Raw genomic sequence first — 16,890 nt, 5'->3', positions numbered from 1 at the left:
AGCCGCGCGGGGATGAAACCCTGAGCCCGTGACCAGGGACCGGCTCGTCGTCATCGGCGGGGACGCCGCCGGCATGTCCGCGGCCGCGCAGGCTCGGCGCCTGCGCGGGGCCGGCGATCTGGAGATCGTCGTCGTCGAGCAGGGGCCCGACGTCTCCTACTCCGCCTGCGGCCTCCCCTACTGGGTGGGCGGTGAGGTGCCCGACCGCGATCTGCTCATCGCCCGCACCCCCACCCAGTTCGCCGCCGACGACATCGAGGTCCGGCTCGGCACGCGGGCCGAGTCGATCGACCTGGCCGCGGGCAGCGTCACCACCAGCGCCGGCGACACCCTGGGGTACGACTCCCTCGTCGTCGCCACCGGCGGGCGGCCGCTGCGGCCCGACGTCCCGGGGCTGGACGCCGACGGCGTGCACGGCGTCCACCGGCTGGCCGACGGCGCCGACATCCGCGCGGCCCTGGCCGCGGGCGCGCGGCGGGCCGTCGTCCTCGGCGGCGGCTACATCGGGCTGGAGATGGCCGACGTCCTGCACGGGCGCGGCCTCGACGTCACCGTCGTGCTCGCCGACCCGTTCCCGATGGCCCAGCTGGACGCCGAGATGGGCGAGCGCGTCTGCAAGGCCATGGGCGACCTGGGGATCGCGGTGCAGACCGAGCAGCCGGTCCGGGAGATCGAGGTCGACGCCGACGGTGCCGTCGCGGCCGTGCGCACCGACGACGGTCGCTACCCCGCCGACCTCGTCGTACTCGGGCTCGGAATGGGCCCGGAGGTGGCGCTCGCCGAAGCGGCCGGGCTCCGCCTGGGCGAGACCGGCGCCGTCGAGGTCGACCGCACCCAGCGCAGCCGCTCGCACCCCGAGGTGTTCGCCGCCGGGGACTGCTCGCAGACCTACTCGCGGATCACCGGCGAGCCGTTGCACGTCGCGCTCGGCACGCACGCCAACAAGCAGGGCCGGGTGGCCGGTTCGGTCATCGGCGGGCGCCCCGCCCGGTTCGCCGGGGTCCTCGGGACGGCGCTGACGAAGGTCGGTGACCTGGAGATCGCCCGCACCGGCCTGTGCACCACCCAGGCCGAGGCCGCCGGGTACGACTACCGGACCGAGACGATCGAGGGGACGACGAAGGCCGGCTACTACCCGGGCGCGGAGCCGATCACGGTGAAGCTGCTCAGCGACCGCGGTTCGGGGCGGCTGCTGGGGGCGCAGATCGTCGGCGGTCCGGGCAGCGGCAAGCGGATCGACGTCCTGGCCACGGCCATCTGGGCCGGGCTGACCGCCGAGGAGTTCGCCGGGTCCGACCTCTCCTACGCGCCGCCCTTCTCGCCGACCTACGACCCGGTGCTCGTCGCGGCCCGGGTGGCCAGCCGGGTGGAGCAGGGGTGAGCGACCCGGAGTCCGACGTCCGGGGCGCCGACTGGTACGGCGAGGACCTCTCCGGTCAGGAGCACACCGGCGTCGCCTTCAGCGGCGTGGACCTCTCCGAGACCACCGACGACGGCGCCGTCTTCACCGACTGCACCTTCCGCGACTGCAGGTTCAACCTCTCCCGGCACACCGAGGCGGCCTTCGTGAACTGCACGTTCACCGGCTGCTCGTTCTTCCAGGCGGAGCTCACCGACTGCAAGCTCACCGGGAGCACCTTCGAGCGGTGCACGTTCGACCTGATGACGGTGACCCGGGGCGACTGGTCCTTCGTCGGCCTGCGCGGCGCCGACCTGCGCCGGGCGGTGTTCGCCGGCACGCGGTTGCGCGAGGCCGACCTCACCGGGGCCCGGGCATCCGGGGCGACGCTCGTGAACCTCGACCTCTCCGGTGCCGAGCTGCACGAGGCCGACCTGGGCGGCGCGGACCTGCGCGGCTCGGACCTCTCGACGCTCGACCCGCGCACCGTCGTGCTGGCCGGCGCGCAGATCGACATCACCCAGGCGGTCGCACTCGTGACCGCCCTCGGGCTGGACGTCCGCCCCGACGCCCCGGACTGAGCGGCCCGGCGCGATACTGACCCCGAGCAGCACGGCCGGACACCGACGACAGGAGTGCCCCGCATGCCCATCGCGACCCCCGAGGTCTACGCCGACATGATCCGCCGGGCCAAGGAGGGCGGCTTCGCCTACCCGGCCATCAACTGCACCTCGTCGGAGACGATCAACGCCGCCCTGCGCGGGTTCGCCGACGCCGGCAGCGACGGGATCATCCAGTTCTCCACGGGCGGCGCCGAGTTCGGCTCCGGCACCAAGGTCAAGGACATGGTCACCGGCGCGGTGGCGCTGGCCGAGTTCGCCCACGTCGTCGCCGAGAAGTACCCGGTCAACGTCGCGCTGCACACCGACCACTGCCCCAAGGACAAGCTCGACACCTACGTCCGCCCGCTGATCGCCCTGTCGCAGGACCGGGTCGACGCCGGCCAGGAGCCGCTCTTCCAGTCGCACATGTGGGACGGCTCGGCGATCGACCTCGACGAGAACCTGCAGATCGCCGAGGAGCTCCTCGAGAAGACCGCGGCGGCCAGGATCGTCCTCGAGGTGGAGATCGGCGTCGTCGGCGGCGAGGAGGACGGCATCTCCGCGGCGATCGACGAGAAGCTGTACACCGCCGAGGGCGACTTCGTCGCGACCGCGAAGAAGCTCGGGCTGGGGGAGCGGGGGGTCTACCTGCTCGCCGCGACCTTCGGCAACGTGCACGGCGTCTACAAGCCGGGCAACGTCAAGCTGCGGCCCGAGATCCTCAAGCAGGGTCAGGACGTCGTGGCCCGCGAGTTCGGCCTGTCCGAGGACAAGCCGTTCAACCTCGTCTTCCACGGCGGCTCCGGCTCGGCGCAGTCGGAGATCCGCGAGGCGCTCTCGTACGGCGTCGTGAAGATGAACGTCGACACCGACACCCAGTACGCCTTCACCCGGCCCGTCGTCGGCCACATGTTCACCAACTACGACGGCGTCCTGAAGGTCGACGGCGAGGTCGGCAACAAGAAGGCCTACGACCCGCGCAGCTACCTCAAGGCCGCCGAGACGGGCATGGCCGCGCGCGTGGTCGAGGCCTGCGAGGACCTGCTGTCGGCCGGCCAGTCGACGGGGAACTGATGACCCACACCCACCAGAACCTGCTCGGCGAGCCGCCGGCCACGCTGCTCCCGGCCACGCCGGAGGCCGACGCCGAGCTGACCGCCGGCAACCCGCCGGCCGAGGTCGCCGCGCACCACCCGACGGTCAGCGCGGCCTGGGCGGCGCTGGCCGAGGAGGCCCTGACCCGGCCCGAGCGGGTGCTCAGCGACACCGTCGAGGCCTACGCCTACGCCCGCACCGGCTACCACCGTGGGCTGGACGCGCTGCGCCGCAACGGCTGGAAGGGCCACGGCCCGGTGCCGTGGTCGCACGAGCCGAACCGCGGCTTCCTGCGCTGCGTGATCGCGCTGGCCAAGGCGGCCGAGGCGATCGAGGAGACCGAGGAAGCGGAGCGCTGCACCCAGCTCCTGCGCGACTGCGACCCGAGCATGGGAGCCTGATTCTGTCGTGCCGAGTGGGCCCCCGGAGGGGGTCCGCGCAGGCGCGACGCAGCAGCTCAGCTCACCAGGGGGACGGCCGTTGGCCGCGGTGTCGTCCGGAGGACGACCGTGTCACCGCTCGCCGAGTTCGGGGTGCAGGGCGGTCAGGGCGGCGGTGAGGGCGCTGAACTCCTCGCCGCCGGCCATCAGGCGGGTCAGGTCGGCGACGTCGACGTCCTCCCGCGTGAGCGTGCCGGCCACCTGACCGTGGGCGAGCAGCAGGAACCGGTCGCCGACGAGGTGGGCGTACCGCGGGGTGTTGGTCACGAGCAGCACCGCCAGGCCCTGGCTGCGGGCGGTCACGATCGACTGCAGCAGCAGGGTCTGCTGGGGGACGGCGAGCGGCGCCGTCGGCTCGTCGACGACCAGCGCCCGTGCCCCGAAGTGCAGTGCGCGGGCGATCGCGAGGCTCTGCCGTTCGCCGGGGCGCAGCGTGCTCGCGGGGGCATCGGGGTCGAGCCCCATGACCCCGACCCGCGCCAGTGCCGAGACGGTGGTCGCGCGCGCCCGCTCGAGGTCCAGCCGGCGCAGCGGCCCGTGACCGCGGCTCGGTTCGGCGCCGAGGAAGAAGTTGCGCCACACCGACAGCAGCGGGGCCACGGCGAGGTCCTGCCACACCGTGGCGATCCCCGCGGCGCGGGCCTGCCGGGGCGAGCGGAAGCGCACCGGCTCGCCGTCGACCATCAGCTTTCCCTCGACGTGCCGGGCCAGCCCCGAGAGCAGGGCGACCAGCGTCGACTTGCCCGATCCGTTCTCGCCCAGCACGCAGGTGATCTCCCCGGCGGGCAGCGTCGCCGTCACCCGCGACAGCGCGGCGACGTTGCCGTACCGCACCGTGACCCCGCGCAGGTCGAGCACGGGCAGCCGGGCGGTGGTCGAGCCCGTGGCGAGGGTGGTCATGAGCGCGGCGCCGCCTTCAGCCGGCGCCGCACGACCCCGTTGGTGAGCAGCGCCAGCAGCAGCAGGACGCCGAGCAGCGCCCGGAACCACGGCGGGTCCCATCCCGCCAGGCCGATGCCGTGCTCGGCGACGGCGTAGACCAGCGCGCCGATCGCCGTCCCGACCGCCGAGCCGTACCCGCCGGTGAGCAGGCAGCCGCCGATCACCGCGACGACGACGAAGTCGACCGCAGGCCCGAGGCCGGCCGCGCCGACCTGCACCCCGCCGAGGCGGACGAGGCCGAGGGTCCCGATCAGCCAGCCCGCCGTCGCGGTCAGGCAGAACAGCCCGACCGTCGTCCGGGCGACCGGGACGCCGAGCTGGCGGGCCGCCCGCCGGGCGCCGCCGCAGGCGAACACCGCGTTCCCGAACGGGGTGCGCCACAGCGCCCAGGTGGCCAGCGCCGTGACGCCGAGCCACCACAGCAGGGAGACGCGGAACCGGCCGTCACCGAGCAGGAGGGTGGAGCCGAACACCGCGCTCGCCGACGGCCACCCTTCGGCCGCGGAAAGTCCGCTCACGCGGGCGGAACCGGCGACCGCCTCGACGCCGGCCTGCGTCGTCCCCTGCAGGACCAGGAACGTGGCGAGGGTGACCAGGAAGCTCGGCAGCCCGGTGTTGACCACGAGGAAGCCGTTCACGAGGCCGACGAGCAGCGCGAGGCCCAGGGACGCCAGCAGCGCCGGCCAGACGCCCCAGCCGGCGTGCTCGACGAGCAGGGCGGTGACCAGGGCGCCGGCGACCGCGACGACCCCGATCGACAGGTCGAACTGGCCGGCGATCAGCAGCAGGCCCACGGCCACACCGCCGATGCCGAGCAGCGCGGCGGTGTCGAGGACGCTGGCCAGGCCGCCGCTGCTGAGCAGGTCGGGGGCGGCGGGGAGGAAGACCGCCAGCACGACGGCCAGGCCCACCAGCGCCGGGAGGGAGGGGCGCGCGAGGGCCCGCACCAGCCACCGCCGGGTGCGCGGTTCGTCGCTGGTGACCGGGCCGAACGCCGGCAGCCGCTCGCTGATCACCCGCCGGTCCCGAGGGCAGCCCGGAGCCCGGACGGGGCTCGGGGCGTCGGCAGCGGGGGCCTCCTCGGCGGGTGGGTGCGTCCAGTTTCCACGACGACGCCCGGTCCGACCCGGCGGACCGTGCCGTTCCGGAGCTCTAGGGCTGCAGCCGCCACCGCACCTGGTCGTCGGCGTACCAGGTCCAGCGGGTGACCGGGCGCGGGTAGGGCACGCCGTCGCGGACGACCCGGGCCGGGTCGCAGGCCACCTGCAGTGCCCGGCCCGTCGTCTGCCGGGTGGGGCGCAGCGGCAGCGTCATCACCGTGACGGCGATGGTGTCGACGGCCCGCCACTCGGGCCGGACGTCGATCCGGGTGATCTCCCCGTCGGCGACCTTGATGTCGTCGTGGTGCGCCTGCAGCCCCAGCCGCCGGCTCAGCGCCCGGCGCCCGTCGCCCGCGGCCTCGAGCCGCCCGTGGTGCAGCAGGACGCCGCCGTGGTCGTCGCGGACCAGGGTCAGGTCGCGCGCCTCACCGGAGCCGATGCCGAGGTCGCGGGCCAGGCCCAGCGAGTCCCGGTCGGAGGTGGGCTCCCACGAGACCGGCACCTGCCGGGTGCGGCCGGCTTTCAGCAGCAGCGTCAGGACGCCGGCCAGCGCGGGCACCGGCCCGCGCACGACGATGGCGTCGGCATCCGCCGCGGGCGCGACAGCGTGCTCCCGGGGGGCCTGACCGGGCTCCAGACGGCGGAGGTCCAGCTCGACGGAGGACATGCCGATACCCTGTCATCCCGTCCCACCCACCGCCCCCTTACCAGCCGCCATCCGCCAGGCGCTGATTCGACCGAGGAGAACCAGGACCCGATGCCGGCTGTCGTGCTGATCGGCGCCCAGTGGGGCGACGAGGGCAAGGGCAAGGCCACCGACCTGCTCGGTGGCCGCGTGCCCTACGTCGTCCGCTACCAGGGCGGCAACAACGCCGGGCACACGGTGATCACGCCCGACGGGGAGCGGTACGCCCTCCACCTGATCCCGTCGGGGATCCTCACGGCCGGGTGCACGCCGGTGATCGGCAACGGCGTCGTCGTCGACCCGGAGGTGCTGATCGGGGAGCTGGCGGGCCTCGAGCAGCGCGGCGTCGACACCTCGCGCCTGGTCATCTCGGCCGACGCCCACCTGATCATGCCCCACCACCGTGCCCTGGATAAGGTCACCGAGCGGTTCCTGGGCAAGCGCAAGATCGGCACCACCGGCCGCGGGATCGGCCCCGCGTACGGCGACAAGGTCGCCCGCGTCGGCATCCGGGTCGCCGACCTGCTCGACCTCTCGATCCTGCGGCAGAAGCTCGAGGGCACCCTCCAGGAGAAGAACCAGATCCTGGTCAAGGTCTACAACCGCAAGGCGATCGACGTCGACGAGGTGGTCGCCGAGTACGAGGCGTACGCCGAGGCGCTCAAGCACCGGATCGTCGACACCCGGCTGCTGCTGGGCAACGCGCTCGACGCCGGCGAGTGGGTGCTGCTGGAGGGCTCGCAGGGCACCCTCCTCGACGTCGACCACGGCACCTATCCGTTCGTGACGTCGTCCAACCCGACCGCGGGCGGCGCCGCCACCGGCTCCGGCATCGGCCCCACCCGCATCGAGCGGGTCGTGGGCATCCTGAAGGCCTACACGACCCGGGTCGGCTCCGGCCCGTTCCCGACCGAGCTGTTCGACGCCAACGGCGAGTACCTGCGCAAGCAGGGCGGAGAGGTCGGCGTGACCACCGGCCGGGACCGCCGCTGCGGCTGGTTCGACTCCGTCGTCGCCCGGTACGCCAGCCGGGTCAACGGGATCACCGACTACTTCCTCACCAAGCTCGACGTGCTCTCCGGCCTGGAGACCGTGCCGATCTGCGTGGCCTACGACGTCGACGGCGTGCGGTACGACGAGATGCCGATGACGCAGACCGACTTCCACCACGCGAAGCCGGTCTACGAGGAGATGCCGGGCTGGTTCGAGGACATCCGGCACTGCCGCACGTTCGACGAGCTGCCGGCCAACGCCCAGGCCTACGTGCGGCGCCTGGAGGAGCTCTCGGGCGCACGGATCAGCGTCATCGGCGTCGGCCCCGGCCGCGACGAGAACGTGGTGATCAGAGACCTGATCGCCTAGTCCTGTCGCGGCGAGTGGGACCCGGAGGGTTCCGCGCAGCCGGGACGCAGCGGCTCAGCGGAGCTGGGGGACGGCACCTGGCCGCGGTCGCGGCCCGGAGGGCCGCAGTGATATGGCGGTCACCGCGTGGTCGGGGGAGTCGGTGATCAGGCCGTCGACGCCGAGATCGAGCAGCAGCCGCGCCTCGGCGAGGGCGTCGCCCGGTCCGGCCGGCTCGGGCCCGCGGCGCAGGTGCCGGGGCAGGAACGCGTTCTCCGGCCGCAGCGTCCACGGGATGACCGCGAGCCCGGCCGAGTGCGCCTGGTCCACGAGGTCCGAGACGCCGGTCAACGCCTGCTCGTCGTCGCGCAGCAGGATGCGGTGCCGGCTGGGCGCGATGCCCTGGGCGTAGGTGCTCACCTCGCGCAGCCCGACCGGGGTGACCAGGTCGTCGTCGCAGGCGTCGTCGTCGACCAGTTGCAGCATCGCCGGCCCGTCGTCGCCGAGGTCGGCGCGCAGCCGGCGCAGGGCGCCGGCGTCGAAGGACTGCAGGACGACGCTGCCGTCCTGGCCGGCATCGCCCATCAGGCGCAGCTCGGCGGCGACGAGCTCGACCATCGGCAGTCCCCGCCCGGCGAACCAGGTCGGCTTCTTCAGCTCGGCCAGCACGCGGACCCGGCGCTGGGGCGTGGAGCGCCGGCGGGCCAGCTCGACGACCTCCGCCAGCGTGAGGATGCCGTCCTGCCCGTCGTAGGCGGTGTTGGTGGGGCGGAGGTCGGGCATCCGCTCCACGGCCCGCAGCGTGCGCAGCTCGGCGAGCGTGAAGTCCTCGGCGAACCAGCCGGCGCGCTCCCGGCCGGCGACGACCCGGCTCGTCCACCGGGCGGCGAACTCCGGCCGGGACGCGACATCGGTCGAGCGGGACAGCTCGTTCTCGTGCCGGACGACGAGCGCGCCGTCACGGCTGATGACGACGTCGGGCTCGATCATGTCCGCGCCGAGGTCGATCGCCAGCTCGAAGCTCGCCCGCGTGTGCTCGGGGCGGTAGGCCGACGCGCCACGATGGCCGACGACGAGGGGACGGGCGGGGCGGGTCGCGCGGAGCGGGACCGGCGACGCGGGCGCGTGCATGCCACCGAGAACACCCGGCCCGGGTGAACGCAGGCCGAACTCCCGCTGCCTGTCTGCTCACAATTCGGGCGACAGTTCGCTGACCTGCGGTGCACCATGCCCGGCGTGACGGATCTCTCGGCGCTCGGCTGGACGCCTGACCGCGACGCGGAGCTCCCATCGGGCACCGAGCCGGGCCGGGTGGCCCGCGTCGACCGCGGCCGGCTGCGCGTGCTGACCGCCGACGGTGACCGGGCGGCGTTCCTCGGGACGGCGCTGCACGACGACTCCGGGCTCGGGACGCCGGCGGTCGGCGACTGGGTGGCGCTGCGGGACGAGCTGGCGGTCGCCCTGCTGCCCCGCCGCAGCGCGTTCGTGCGGACGACGGCCGGGCGCACGTCGGCGGCCCAGGTCGTCGCGGCGAACCTCGACGTCGTCCTCGTGGTCGACTCGCTGTCCGCCGAGGCCCGGCTGCGGCGGGTGGAGCGCTACCTCGCCGTCGCCTGGAGCAGCGGCGCGACGCCGGTCGTCGTCCTGACCAAGTCCGACCTCTGCGACGACGTGGCCGCGGCGGTCGAGCAGGTGGCGGAGGACGCGCTCGGCGTCGACGTGCTCCCGGTCAGCTCGCTGACGGGGGAAGGGCTCGACGCCGTGCGGGCGCTGCTCGGCCCAGGCCGGACCGGCGCGATGGTCGGCCCGTCGGGGGTCGGCAAGTCCAGCCTGGCCAACGCGCTGGCCGGACGGCCCCTCGCCGCGACCCGGGAGATCCGCGAGGACGGCCGCGGCCGGCACACGACGACGGCGCGTGAACTGCACGTCCTGCCCGGCGGGGGTCTGTTGGTGGACACCCCGGGCATGCGGGAGCTCGGCCTGTACGACGACGAGGAGGGCGTCGCCACCGCGTACGCCGACGTCACCGACCTGGCCGGCGAGTGCCGGTTCCGCGACTGCGAGCACCGCACCGAGCCCGGCTGCGCGGTCGCGGCCGCCATCGACGACGGCCGGCTGGATCCAGGCCGCCTCCTGGGCTGGCGCAAGCTCCAGGCCGAGGCGCACCGCCAGCTGCTGCGGGTCGACGCCCGCGCCCGCGCCGAGGAGCACGCGCGGATGCGCCGCTTCTCCAAGTCGCTGAAGGCGCAGCCCAACCGGCTGCGCTGAGGGCGGCCGGTAGTTTCCACCCGTGCGCGTGCTCGTGATCGGCTCCGGTGCCCGGGAGCACGCCCTGTGCGTGGCTCTGCAGTCCGACCCCGCGGTGAGCGCGCTGGCCTGCGCGCCCGGCAACGCCGGCACCCGGGCGGTCGCCGCGGCGCTGGCGGTCGCCGCCGCCGATCCCGATGCGGTGGCCGCCCTCGCCCGCGAGTGGTCCGCGGACCTCGTCGTCATCGGGCCCGAGGTCCCGCTGGTGGCGGGCGCGGCCGACGCCGTCCGCGACGCCGGCATCGCCTGCTTCGGCCCGTCGGAGCAGGCTGCCCAGCTCGAGGGCAGCAAGTCCTTCGCCAAGCACGTCATGGCCGCCGCCGGCGTCCCGACGGCGCAGGCGTGGCCGGTCGGCGGGCCCGCGGAGCTGGAGACGGCACTCGACGAGGTTGCTGCGGTCGCCGCCGGAGCGCCGTACGTGGTCAAGGACGACGGGCTGGCCGCCGGCAAGGGCGTGCTGGTCACCCCCGATCGTGCGGCGGCGCTGGCGCACGGGCGCGCCGTGCTCGACGCCGGGCACGCGGTGCTCATCGAGGAGTACCTCGACGGCCCCGAGGTGTCGCTGTTCGCCGTCACCGACGGGACGACGGTCGTGCCGCTGATCCCCGCGCAGGACCACAAGCGGCGGGACGACGGCGACGCCGGCCCCAACACCGGCGGCATGGGCGCCTACGCGCCGCTGACGTGGGCACCCCCCGGCCTGGTCGACGAGGTGCTGGCGACGGTGCTGCAGCCGACCGTCGACGAGATGGCCCGCCGCGGGGAGCCCTTCGCCGGGCTGCTCTACGCCGGGCTGGCGCTGACCTCGCGCGGCGTGCGGGTGGTCGAGTTCAACGCGCGGTTCGGCGACCCCGAGACCCAGGTCGTGCTGCCGCTGCTGGAGACCCCGCTGGCCGGGCTGCTGCACGCCGCGGCCACCGGCACCCTCGCCCAGCATCCGCCGCTGCGGTGGCGGGAGGGTGCCGCCGTGACCGTCGTCGTCGCGGCGCCCGGCTATCCGGAGAAGCCGCGCACCGGTGATCAGGTGACCGGTGCCGACGGCGAGGGCGTGCTGCACGCAGGCACCGCGCTGGCCCCCGATGGCTCGGTGGTGTCCGCCGGCGGGCGGGTGCTGGCGGTCACCGCCGTCGGCGCGGACCTGGCCGCCGCCCGCGGGGCCGCCTACGAGCGGGTGGCCCGGGTGCGGCTGGCCGGCGCGCACTGGCGCACCGACATCGCGCTGGCCGCCGTCGAGGGCCGGATCCGGGTGCCGTCCGCCTGACCGAGGTCCGGCCGGACGATTCCGCGGAAGCGTCGTCAAGGCGTGCGGCTTGACGATTCCGCGGAATCGTCTTCGCGACGGTGAGCGGCGGCCGTAGCCTCGGCGTGTGACCCGCTACCGGTTCCTCGACGCGATGGGCGATGTCGTGGCGGAGGGCGAGTTCGCCGAGCACGCCCTGGCGCTGGCATGGGCGGAGGAGGACGCGGACGACGAGGACGTGCAGCGCGTGGAGTACCTCGGGCCGGAGGGTGACTGGCGCTGGGCGGGGGCCCTGAAGGGCTGAGGTGCGCTCCGGATCGGGCGCGTCCGGGCCGGAGCCGGAATCCTGGTGTTGTCGCTGGTCAGGCCGGTCCGGTTAGGTGGGCGATGCCACCGCGCGCCGAGAGCGCGCCCATCTCTGCGGGAGAGCGCCTCGTGAACAAGTCCGAGCTGGTGTCGAGATTGACCGCCCGCCTCGACGGTGACCGCGCGAAGGCGATGGCAGCCGTCAACGGCGTCCTCGAGGAGATCGAGCAGAGCCTGGCCCGCGGGGAGAAGGTCTCCCTGCTCGGATTCGGCACGTTCGACCGGCGTGAACGCGGGCCACGCACGGCGCGCAATCCGGCCACGGGCGAGACCATCCAGGTCGGCGCCTCGGTGGCGCCGGTGTTCCGCGCCGGCGCCGGGCTCAGGCAGCTGCTCGCCGAGGCCGCCGGCACCGCACGAAGCGTCGCAGCGCAGGCGACCTCAGCCGTGACGGCAGTTCCGGCGATGGCTGCCGGCGTGACCGCGCCGGCGATCAAGGCCGCCACGAAGGCCACGTCGCAGGGGTCGAAGGCCGGATCGAAGGGGAGCTCCAAGGCCTCCTCGAAGGCCGGATCGAAAGCCTCGGTGAAGGCCGAATCGAAGGCCGCGTCGAAGGCCGCATCGAAGGCCGAGTCGAAGGCCGCGGACAAGGCGAGGACCAAGACGGCGGCCGGCGGCGCGGGCAAGGCGTCGAACAAGACCGGCGGCAAGAGCCCGAAGAAGGGGTAGCGCGCTCCAGCGTTGCTCAGAACCTGCCGAAGGGACGTTCGTGGTTGCCGACGATCAGCGAAGTCGCCCCGCGATCCGCGACAGCACTCCCGTCCTCGTCGCACTCATCGCGGGTGTGGGCCTGTGGGGCTACTACCTGGTCGCGGCGATCGCGGCGGGCGTCTACTGGCTCGCGGCCATCGACGCCGTCCTGTTCGTCGCCGCGGTGTGGGCCGTCACGCGGGTGCTCGCTCGGCGTCGACGCTCTCGCGGCGTCTCCGGATAGCCCTCGTCAGAGCACGGCGTCGAGCGGGCGGTCGAGGGCGTCGCCGCCGCCGTCGACGGGTTCGGGCAGGAACCGCCGACGCAGGGCGGCGACCGTCTCCAGCGCGACCGGGTCGACGAGGCCACCCGGCAGCAGCCCCTCGGCGGGGTCGCACATGCGGTCGACGTACCGGCGGGCCAGCGCGGGGGAGACGTCGAGCCGCTGAGCGGCCGCGGTGACGACGACGCCGTCGACGGCCCCCGATCGGACGTCGTCGATGGCGGCGGCGAGCGCCCCCGCCAGCGCGCGGGCCTCGGCCAGCCGGGACTGCCCGGCCACCGCCGTCACGGTGCCGAGGTACGGGCCGCAGACCTCGGCCACCGACGCCAGCCGCACGCAGCCGGCCTCCTCGGCCACCAGCTCGTTGCCGGCGTTGAGCATGGTCGCGTCGCACTCCCCGGCCAGCAGGGCGGACAGGCGCCGCGGTGTCGAGCCCATGGCCACCAGCTCGTACTCCCCGCGCGGGACGCCGAGGGACTCCGCGAGCGCGTACATCGCCAGGGCGAAGCCCGACGACGGGACGTCGACGCCGACGCGGGCGCCTCGCAGCCGGTCGGCGGGGAACCCGGGCCGACCGTAGAGCGCCAAACCCAGCCCCCGGTCGACGCCGCTGACGATGCCGACGTCGAGCAGCTCGCCCAGCGGGTTGGACGGGCTGAACCGGTAGGCCAGCACGTTGTCGGGGCTGGTGAACGCGACATCGATCTCGCCGTCGAGGAGGGACCGGAACTGTCCCGGGGACGACGCCACCGGCACCTCGGTCACCTCGAGCCCCGCAGCCGCCAGGCGCCCGGTGGACCGGGCCACGTCGAGCAGGACCGACGGGCTGAACGTCCCGGCGACGAGGCGGGTGACCATGCGGACCTCCAGGCGGGCGGACGAGGGCCGCAGTATGCCCGGACGTGCACTCGATTGCAGCAATCGGCCCCGAATGACGCGGGAGTCCACCAGGAGCTCATGGCCGGGCGCTTGACATCGCCGACCGCTGCACGTCAGGCTGGCAACAGCGCAACAACCGTTTGCAGAAACCCGAAGGGCGGCCGTCGGATGGACGACCTCGTGGCGTCGGCGATCGCCCACTGGGCCCCCCGGTTCACCACCAACGGTGTCACCGTCTCGGACTTCCAGCGGGTGACGGCGCAGGTCGAGCGGTGGGCCGACTGGTGCGCCGCGTGGTCGGACATGGGCGCCGAGCACGAGGCCCTCGGCCGGCGCGCCCTGGCCGATGGCCGGCTCGTCTCCGCCGGGCAGCACCTGTCGCAGGCGGCGGTGTACTTCCACTTCGGCAAGTTCGTCTTCGTCGAGGACCTCGACCAGATGCGCGCCGCCCACGAGCGGGCCGTCGCCTGCGCGAACGACGCGCTGCCGCACCTGCTCCGGCCGGGCCGGCGGGTCGAGATGCCGTTCGAGGGGGCCACCCTGGTCGGCGTCCTCCGCTGCCCCGACGGCGAGGGCCCGTTCCCCGTCGTCGTCCTCCTGCCCGGGCTGGACTCCACCAAGGAGGAGCTGCGCTCGACGGAGGAGACCTTCCTCGACCGGGGCCTGGCGACCTTCGCCGTCGACGGCCCCGGGCAGGGCGAGGCGGAGTACGACCTGCCGATCCGCGGCGACTGGTCCGCACCGGCCGAGACGATCATGGCCACCCTGGAGGGCCTGCCCGAGGTCGACGCCCGTCGCGTCGCCGTCTGGGGGGTGAGCCTCGGCGGCTACTACGCGCCCCGGGTGGCGGCGGCCCTCGGTGACCGCATCCGGGCCTGCGTCGCGCTGGCCGGCCCCTACGACTTCGGCGACTGCTGGCCGCGGCTGCCCGAGCTCACCCGGCGCACCTTCCAGGTCCGCTCCCGGACGGGGAGCGACGACGAGGCGCGCCAGGTCGCGCACACGCTGTCGCTCGACGGGGTGGCCGAGAAGATCACCGCCCCCCTGCTCATCGTCTTCGGCCGGCAGGACCGGCTGATCCCCTGGCTGCACGCCGAGCGCCTGTCCGAGACCGCCGGCGGGCCGACCGAGCTGCTGATGCTCGAGGACGGCAACCACGGCTGCGCGAACGTCGCGCCTTGGCACCGCCCCTACACCGCCGACTGGCTGGCCGGCCGGCTCGCCTGACTCCCCCGACCGCCGCCGGGCCACCCGTCTACGGAACCGGTCCCCACCGACCACTGCACGACCAGCGAGGAGCACTCATGAACGACAACGACACCCAGAGCCCGGTCACGTCCGTCGGCTGGATCGGTGCCGGCCGCATGGGTGCCGCGATGGCCGCCCGGCTCGCGCGCGCGGGCGTGAAGGTCACCGTCTGGAACCGCACCCGGGCCAAGGCCGAGCCGCTGGCCGAGCTGGGCTGCATCGTCGCCGACAGCATCGCCGAGCTCCGCGGGCTCGACGCGGTGTTCACCATGGTCTCGACGAACAAGGACCTGGCGCAGGTGCTGACCGGTGAGGGCGGCCTGCTCGCCGACCCCGACGACGTGCCGCGGATCGTCGTCGACTGCTCGACGGTCGACCAGGCGGCCTCGGAGGCCATGCGCGCGGCCTGCGCCGAGCGGGGCGTCGCGTTCCTCGCCTCCCCGGTCAGCGGCAACGGCAAGGTGGTCCGCGCCGGCATGCTGACCCTCGTGGCCTCCGGCCCGGAGGAGACCTTCCGCCAGGTCCGGCCGCTGCTGGAGCACATCGGCAAGTCCGTGACCTACGTCGGCGAGGGCGACGTCGCCCGGCTGGTGAAGATCTGTCACAACCTGATGCTCGGTGTCGTGACCCAGACGATGGCCGAGATCACCGTGCTCGCGGAGAAGGGTGGCGTCTCGCGAGAGGCGTTCCTGTCCTTCCTCAACGACAGCGTGATGGGGTCGGTGTTCACCCGGTACAAGACGCCCGCGTTCGTGAACCTGGACTACACGCCGACCTTCACGCCGATCCTGCTGCGCAAGGACTTCGACCTGGGCCTCAAGGCGGCGCACGACCTCGACGTCCCGATGCCCGTGACGGCCGCGACCTCGCAGGCCGTGCAGGCCAGCGTCAGCAGCGGCCGGGTGGAGGAGGACTTCGCCATCCTGCTCGACCTGCAGGCGCACAACTCCGGTATCACCCTGGAGCCCGAGAACGTGACGATCGACGACGGCCTCGGTGCCGCCGACCAGGAGGACACGCGATGACCGGTGGGCGTCCGCTGCCGGCGCCGGGCCACATGGGCGTCGACTACGAGCAGCGGGTCGACTTCGCGCGGCTGCGCGACTACCGGGTCGGCCGGGCCAAGGCGTCGCTGGAGGCCAGCGAGTGCGGCGCCTTCCTGCTCTTCGACTTCTACAACATCCGGTACACGACGCAGACGTGGATCGGGGGCGCGCTCGGCGACAAGATGATCCGGTACGCCCTGCTCGCTCGGGGCAAGGACCCCGTGCTGTGGGACTTCGGCTCGGCGGTCAAGCACCACAAGCAGTACTCCCCCTGGGTCCCGACCGAGAACTACCGGGCCGGCTTCCTCGGCTTCCGCGGGGCCGTCGCACCGACGGTCGGTCTGATGGCCGATGCGGTGGCGGAGATCAAGTCGCTGCTCGTCGAAGCGGGCGTGGCCGACATGCCCGTCGGTGTGGACATCGTCGAACCGCCGTTCCTGTTCGAGATGGAGCGTCAGGGCCTGCGAGTCGTCGACGCCCAGCAGCTCATGCTCGACGCCCGCGTGATCAAGTCGTCCGACGAGATCGTGCTGCTCAACCAGGCGGCGGCCATGGTCGACGGCGTCTACCAGGACATCGTCGAGATGCTGAAGCCCGGAGTGCGCGAGAACGAGATCGTCGCGCACGCCAACAAGCGCCTCTACGAGATGGGCTCCGACCAGGTCGAGGCGATCAACGCGATCTCCGGCGAACGGTGCAACCCGCACCCGCACAACTTCACCGACCGGCTCATCCGCCCCGGTGACCAGGCGTTCTTCGACATCATCCACTCCTACAACGGCTATCGGACGTGTTACTACCGCACGTTCGCGGTGGGCAGCTCCACCCCCGCCCAACGGGACGCCTACACGAAGGCGCGCGAGTGGATGGACCGAGGGCTGGCCGGGATCAAGGCCGGCGTGGGTACCGACGAGGTCGCGGCGCTGCTGCCGAAGGCCGAGGAGTTCGGCTTCGGCAGCGAGATGGAGGCCTTCGGGCTGCAGTTCGCCCACGGCCTCGGGCTCGGCCTGCACGAGCGACCGATCATCTCCCGCCTGAACAGCATGACCGAGCCCGTGGAACTGCAGGCCGGCATGGTGTTCGCCCTGGAGACGTACTGTCCGGCCAGCGACGGGTTCTCGGCGGCGCGGATCGAGGAGGAGGTGGTGGTCACGCCCGACGGCCCGCAGATCCTCACCCTGTTCCCCGCCCAGGACCTCGTCGTCACCAACCCCTACTGAGAGGGCG

Annotated in this window: 18 protein-coding genes; 13 read left to right on the top strand and 5 right to left on the bottom strand. The window is 73.7% G+C overall.

Annotated elements, in window-relative coordinates; all coding sequences use genetic code 11:
• The first annotated feature begins 28 nt into the window (after positions 1-28).
• The 4 genes from ABD644_RS03190 (at position 29) to ABD644_RS03175 (ending at position 3,497) form a co-directional block, all read left to right on the top strand.
• A complete protein-coding gene (locus ABD644_RS03190; protein WP_344687052.1) occupies positions 29-1,381 on the top strand; it encodes an FAD-dependent oxidoreductase in 1,353 nt (450 codons plus the stop codon).
• The gene (locus ABD644_RS03185; protein ID WP_344687051.1) at positions 1,378-1,980 is read left to right on the top strand and encodes a pentapeptide repeat-containing protein; all 603 of its coding nucleotides are present in this window, start codon (positions 1,378-1,380) and stop codon (positions 1,978-1,980) included. The genes ABD644_RS03190 and ABD644_RS03185 overlap by 4 nt, the downstream gene beginning before the upstream one ends.
• 63 nt (positions 1,981-2,043) lie before the next feature.
• A complete protein-coding gene (gene fbaA / locus ABD644_RS03180) occupies positions 2,044-3,075 on the top strand; it encodes a class II fructose-bisphosphate aldolase (protein ID WP_344687050.1) in 1,032 nt (343 codons plus the stop codon).
• The gene (locus tag ABD644_RS03175; RefSeq protein WP_344687049.1) at positions 3,075-3,497 is read left to right on the top strand and encodes a DUF3151 domain-containing protein; all 423 of its coding nucleotides are present in this window, start codon (positions 3,075-3,077) and stop codon (positions 3,495-3,497) included. Before fbaA ends, ABD644_RS03175 begins: the two co-directional genes overlap by 1 nt.
• Positions 3,498-3,608: 111 nt before the next feature.
• Here ABD644_RS03175 and ABD644_RS03170 read toward each other — a convergent pair whose 3' ends face one another.
• The 3 genes from ABD644_RS03170 to ABD644_RS03160 form a co-directional block, all read right to left on the bottom strand.
• Positions 3,609-4,436: an ATP-binding cassette domain-containing protein gene (locus ABD644_RS03170; protein ID WP_344687047.1), complete on the bottom strand. Its 828-nt coding sequence runs from the start codon at positions 4,434-4,436 to the stop codon at positions 3,609-3,611.
• Positions 4,433-5,494, bottom strand: coding sequence for an ABC transporter permease (locus ABD644_RS03165; RefSeq protein ID WP_344687046.1), 1,062 nt, complete (start codon positions 5,492-5,494; stop codon positions 4,433-4,435). The genes ABD644_RS03170 and ABD644_RS03165 overlap by 4 nt, the downstream gene beginning before the upstream one ends.
• 136 nt (positions 5,495-5,630) lie before the next feature.
• Positions 5,631-6,245, bottom strand: coding sequence for a hypothetical protein (locus tag ABD644_RS03160; protein WP_344687043.1), 615 nt, complete (start codon positions 6,243-6,245; stop codon positions 5,631-5,633).
• A 90-nt stretch (positions 6,246-6,335) separates the two neighbouring features.
• On the opposite strand from ABD644_RS03160, the gene ABD644_RS03155 reads away from it, so the two are divergent.
• On the top strand, positions 6,336-7,625 hold the full coding sequence (locus ABD644_RS03155) for an adenylosuccinate synthase (protein ID WP_344687042.1): 1,290 nt from the start codon (positions 6,336-6,338) through the stop codon (positions 7,623-7,625).
• 54 nt (positions 7,626-7,679) lie between these two features.
• On the opposite strand, the gene ABD644_RS03150 is transcribed toward ABD644_RS03155, so the two are convergent.
• Positions 7,680-8,735, bottom strand: coding sequence for a glycerophosphodiester phosphodiesterase family protein (locus ABD644_RS03150; protein ID WP_344687041.1), 1,056 nt, complete (start codon positions 8,733-8,735; stop codon positions 7,680-7,682).
• A 96-nt stretch (positions 8,736-8,831) separates the two neighbouring features.
• Here ABD644_RS03150 and rsgA point away from each other — a divergent pair, with 96 nt between their 5' ends.
• The 5 genes from rsgA (at position 8,832) to ABD644_RS03125 (ending at position 12,451) form a co-directional block, all read left to right on the top strand.
• Positions 8,832-9,872, top strand: a complete 1,041-nt coding sequence (rsgA, locus tag ABD644_RS03145; RefSeq protein WP_344687040.1) for a ribosome small subunit-dependent GTPase A — start codon at positions 8,832-8,834, stop codon at positions 9,870-9,872.
• Between the two features lie 22 nt (positions 9,873-9,894).
• Positions 9,895-11,172: a phosphoribosylamine--glycine ligase gene (purD, locus tag ABD644_RS03140; protein WP_344687039.1), complete on the top strand. Its 1,278-nt coding sequence runs from the start codon at positions 9,895-9,897 to the stop codon at positions 11,170-11,172.
• 106 nt (positions 11,173-11,278) lie between these two features.
• On the top strand, positions 11,279-11,455 hold the full coding sequence (locus ABD644_RS03135; protein ID WP_344687037.1) for a hypothetical protein: 177 nt from the start codon (positions 11,279-11,281) through the stop codon (positions 11,453-11,455).
• A 131-nt stretch (positions 11,456-11,586) separates the two neighbouring features.
• Positions 11,587-12,186 carry an HU family DNA-binding protein gene (locus ABD644_RS03130; RefSeq protein WP_344687036.1) on the top strand — a complete coding sequence of 200 codons (600 nt, stop codon included), beginning with the start codon at positions 11,587-11,589 and terminating at the stop codon, positions 12,184-12,186.
• Positions 12,187-12,226: 40 nt separating this feature from the next.
• A complete protein-coding gene (locus ABD644_RS03125; RefSeq protein ID WP_344687035.1) occupies positions 12,227-12,451 on the top strand; it encodes a hypothetical protein in 225 nt (74 codons plus the stop codon).
• Positions 12,452-12,457: 6 nt separating this feature from the next.
• On the opposite strand, the gene ABD644_RS03120 is transcribed toward ABD644_RS03125, so the two are convergent.
• A complete protein-coding gene (locus ABD644_RS03120) occupies positions 12,458-13,348 on the bottom strand; it encodes an ABC transporter substrate-binding protein (protein WP_344687034.1) in 891 nt (296 codons plus the stop codon).
• Between the two features lie 189 nt (positions 13,349-13,537).
• Between ABD644_RS03120 and ABD644_RS03115 the strand changes: the two genes are divergently transcribed.
• The 3 genes from ABD644_RS03115 to ABD644_RS03105 all read left to right on the top strand — a co-directional run bounded on the left by ABD644_RS03115 (position 13,538) and on the right by ABD644_RS03105 (position 16,883).
• Positions 13,538-14,596: an alpha/beta hydrolase family protein gene (locus ABD644_RS03115; RefSeq protein ID WP_344687032.1), complete on the top strand. Its 1,059-nt coding sequence runs from the start codon at positions 13,538-13,540 to the stop codon at positions 14,594-14,596.
• A 77-nt stretch (positions 14,597-14,673) separates the two neighbouring features.
• Positions 14,674-15,642, top strand: coding sequence for an NAD(P)-dependent oxidoreductase (locus ABD644_RS03110; protein ID WP_344687031.1), 969 nt, complete (start codon positions 14,674-14,676; stop codon positions 15,640-15,642).
• Positions 15,639-16,883 (top strand): M24 family metallopeptidase, encoded by a 1,245-nt coding sequence (locus ABD644_RS03105; protein WP_344687030.1) that lies wholly within the window; start codon positions 15,639-15,641, stop codon positions 16,881-16,883. Before ABD644_RS03110 ends, ABD644_RS03105 begins: the two co-directional genes overlap by 4 nt.
• Positions 16,884-16,890 lie beyond the last annotated feature (7 nt).

It is taken from the genome of Blastococcus jejuensis, from assembly GCF_039534705.1.
Taxonomy (GTDB): Bacteria; Actinomycetota; Actinomycetes; order Mycobacteriales; family Geodermatophilaceae; genus Blastococcus_B; species Blastococcus_B jejuensis.
The sequence above is the reverse complement of the archived record's forward strand: the minus strand, read 5'-3'. Positions and strand labels throughout refer to the sequence as shown.

Coding starts and splice junctions, on each gene's coding strand:
- ABD644_RS03150 (WP_344687041.1), bottom strand. CDS start 8,735: ATGCACGCGCCCGCGTCGCCGGTCCCGCTCCGCGCGACCCGCCCCGCC.
- ABD644_RS03155 (WP_344687042.1), top strand. CDS start 6,336: ATGCCGGCTGTCGTGCTGATCGGCGCCCAGTGGGGCGACGAGGGCAAG.
- ABD644_RS03105 (WP_344687030.1), top strand. CDS start 15,639: ATGACCGGTGGGCGTCCGCTGCCGGCGCCGGGCCACATGGGCGTCGAC.
- ABD644_RS03120 (WP_344687034.1), bottom strand. CDS start 13,348: ATGGTCACCCGCCTCGTCGCCGGGACGTTCAGCCCGTCGGTCCTGCTC.
- fbaA (WP_344687050.1), top strand. CDS start 2,044: ATGCCCATCGCGACCCCCGAGGTCTACGCCGACATGATCCGCCGGGCC.
- ABD644_RS03110 (WP_344687031.1), top strand. CDS start 14,674: ATGAACGACAACGACACCCAGAGCCCGGTCACGTCCGTCGGCTGGATC.
- ABD644_RS03170 (WP_344687047.1), bottom strand. CDS start 4,436: ATGACCACCCTCGCCACGGGCTCGACCACCGCCCGGCTGCCCGTGCTC.
- rsgA (WP_344687040.1), top strand. CDS start 8,832: ATGCCCGGCGTGACGGATCTCTCGGCGCTCGGCTGGACGCCTGACCGC.
- ABD644_RS03175 (WP_344687049.1), top strand. CDS start 3,075: ATGACCCACACCCACCAGAACCTGCTCGGCGAGCCGCCGGCCACGCTG.
- ABD644_RS03115 (WP_344687032.1), top strand. CDS start 13,538: ATGGACGACCTCGTGGCGTCGGCGATCGCCCACTGGGCCCCCCGGTTC.
- ABD644_RS03160 (WP_344687043.1), bottom strand. CDS start 6,245: ATGTCCTCCGTCGAGCTGGACCTCCGCCGTCTGGAGCCCGGTCAGGCC.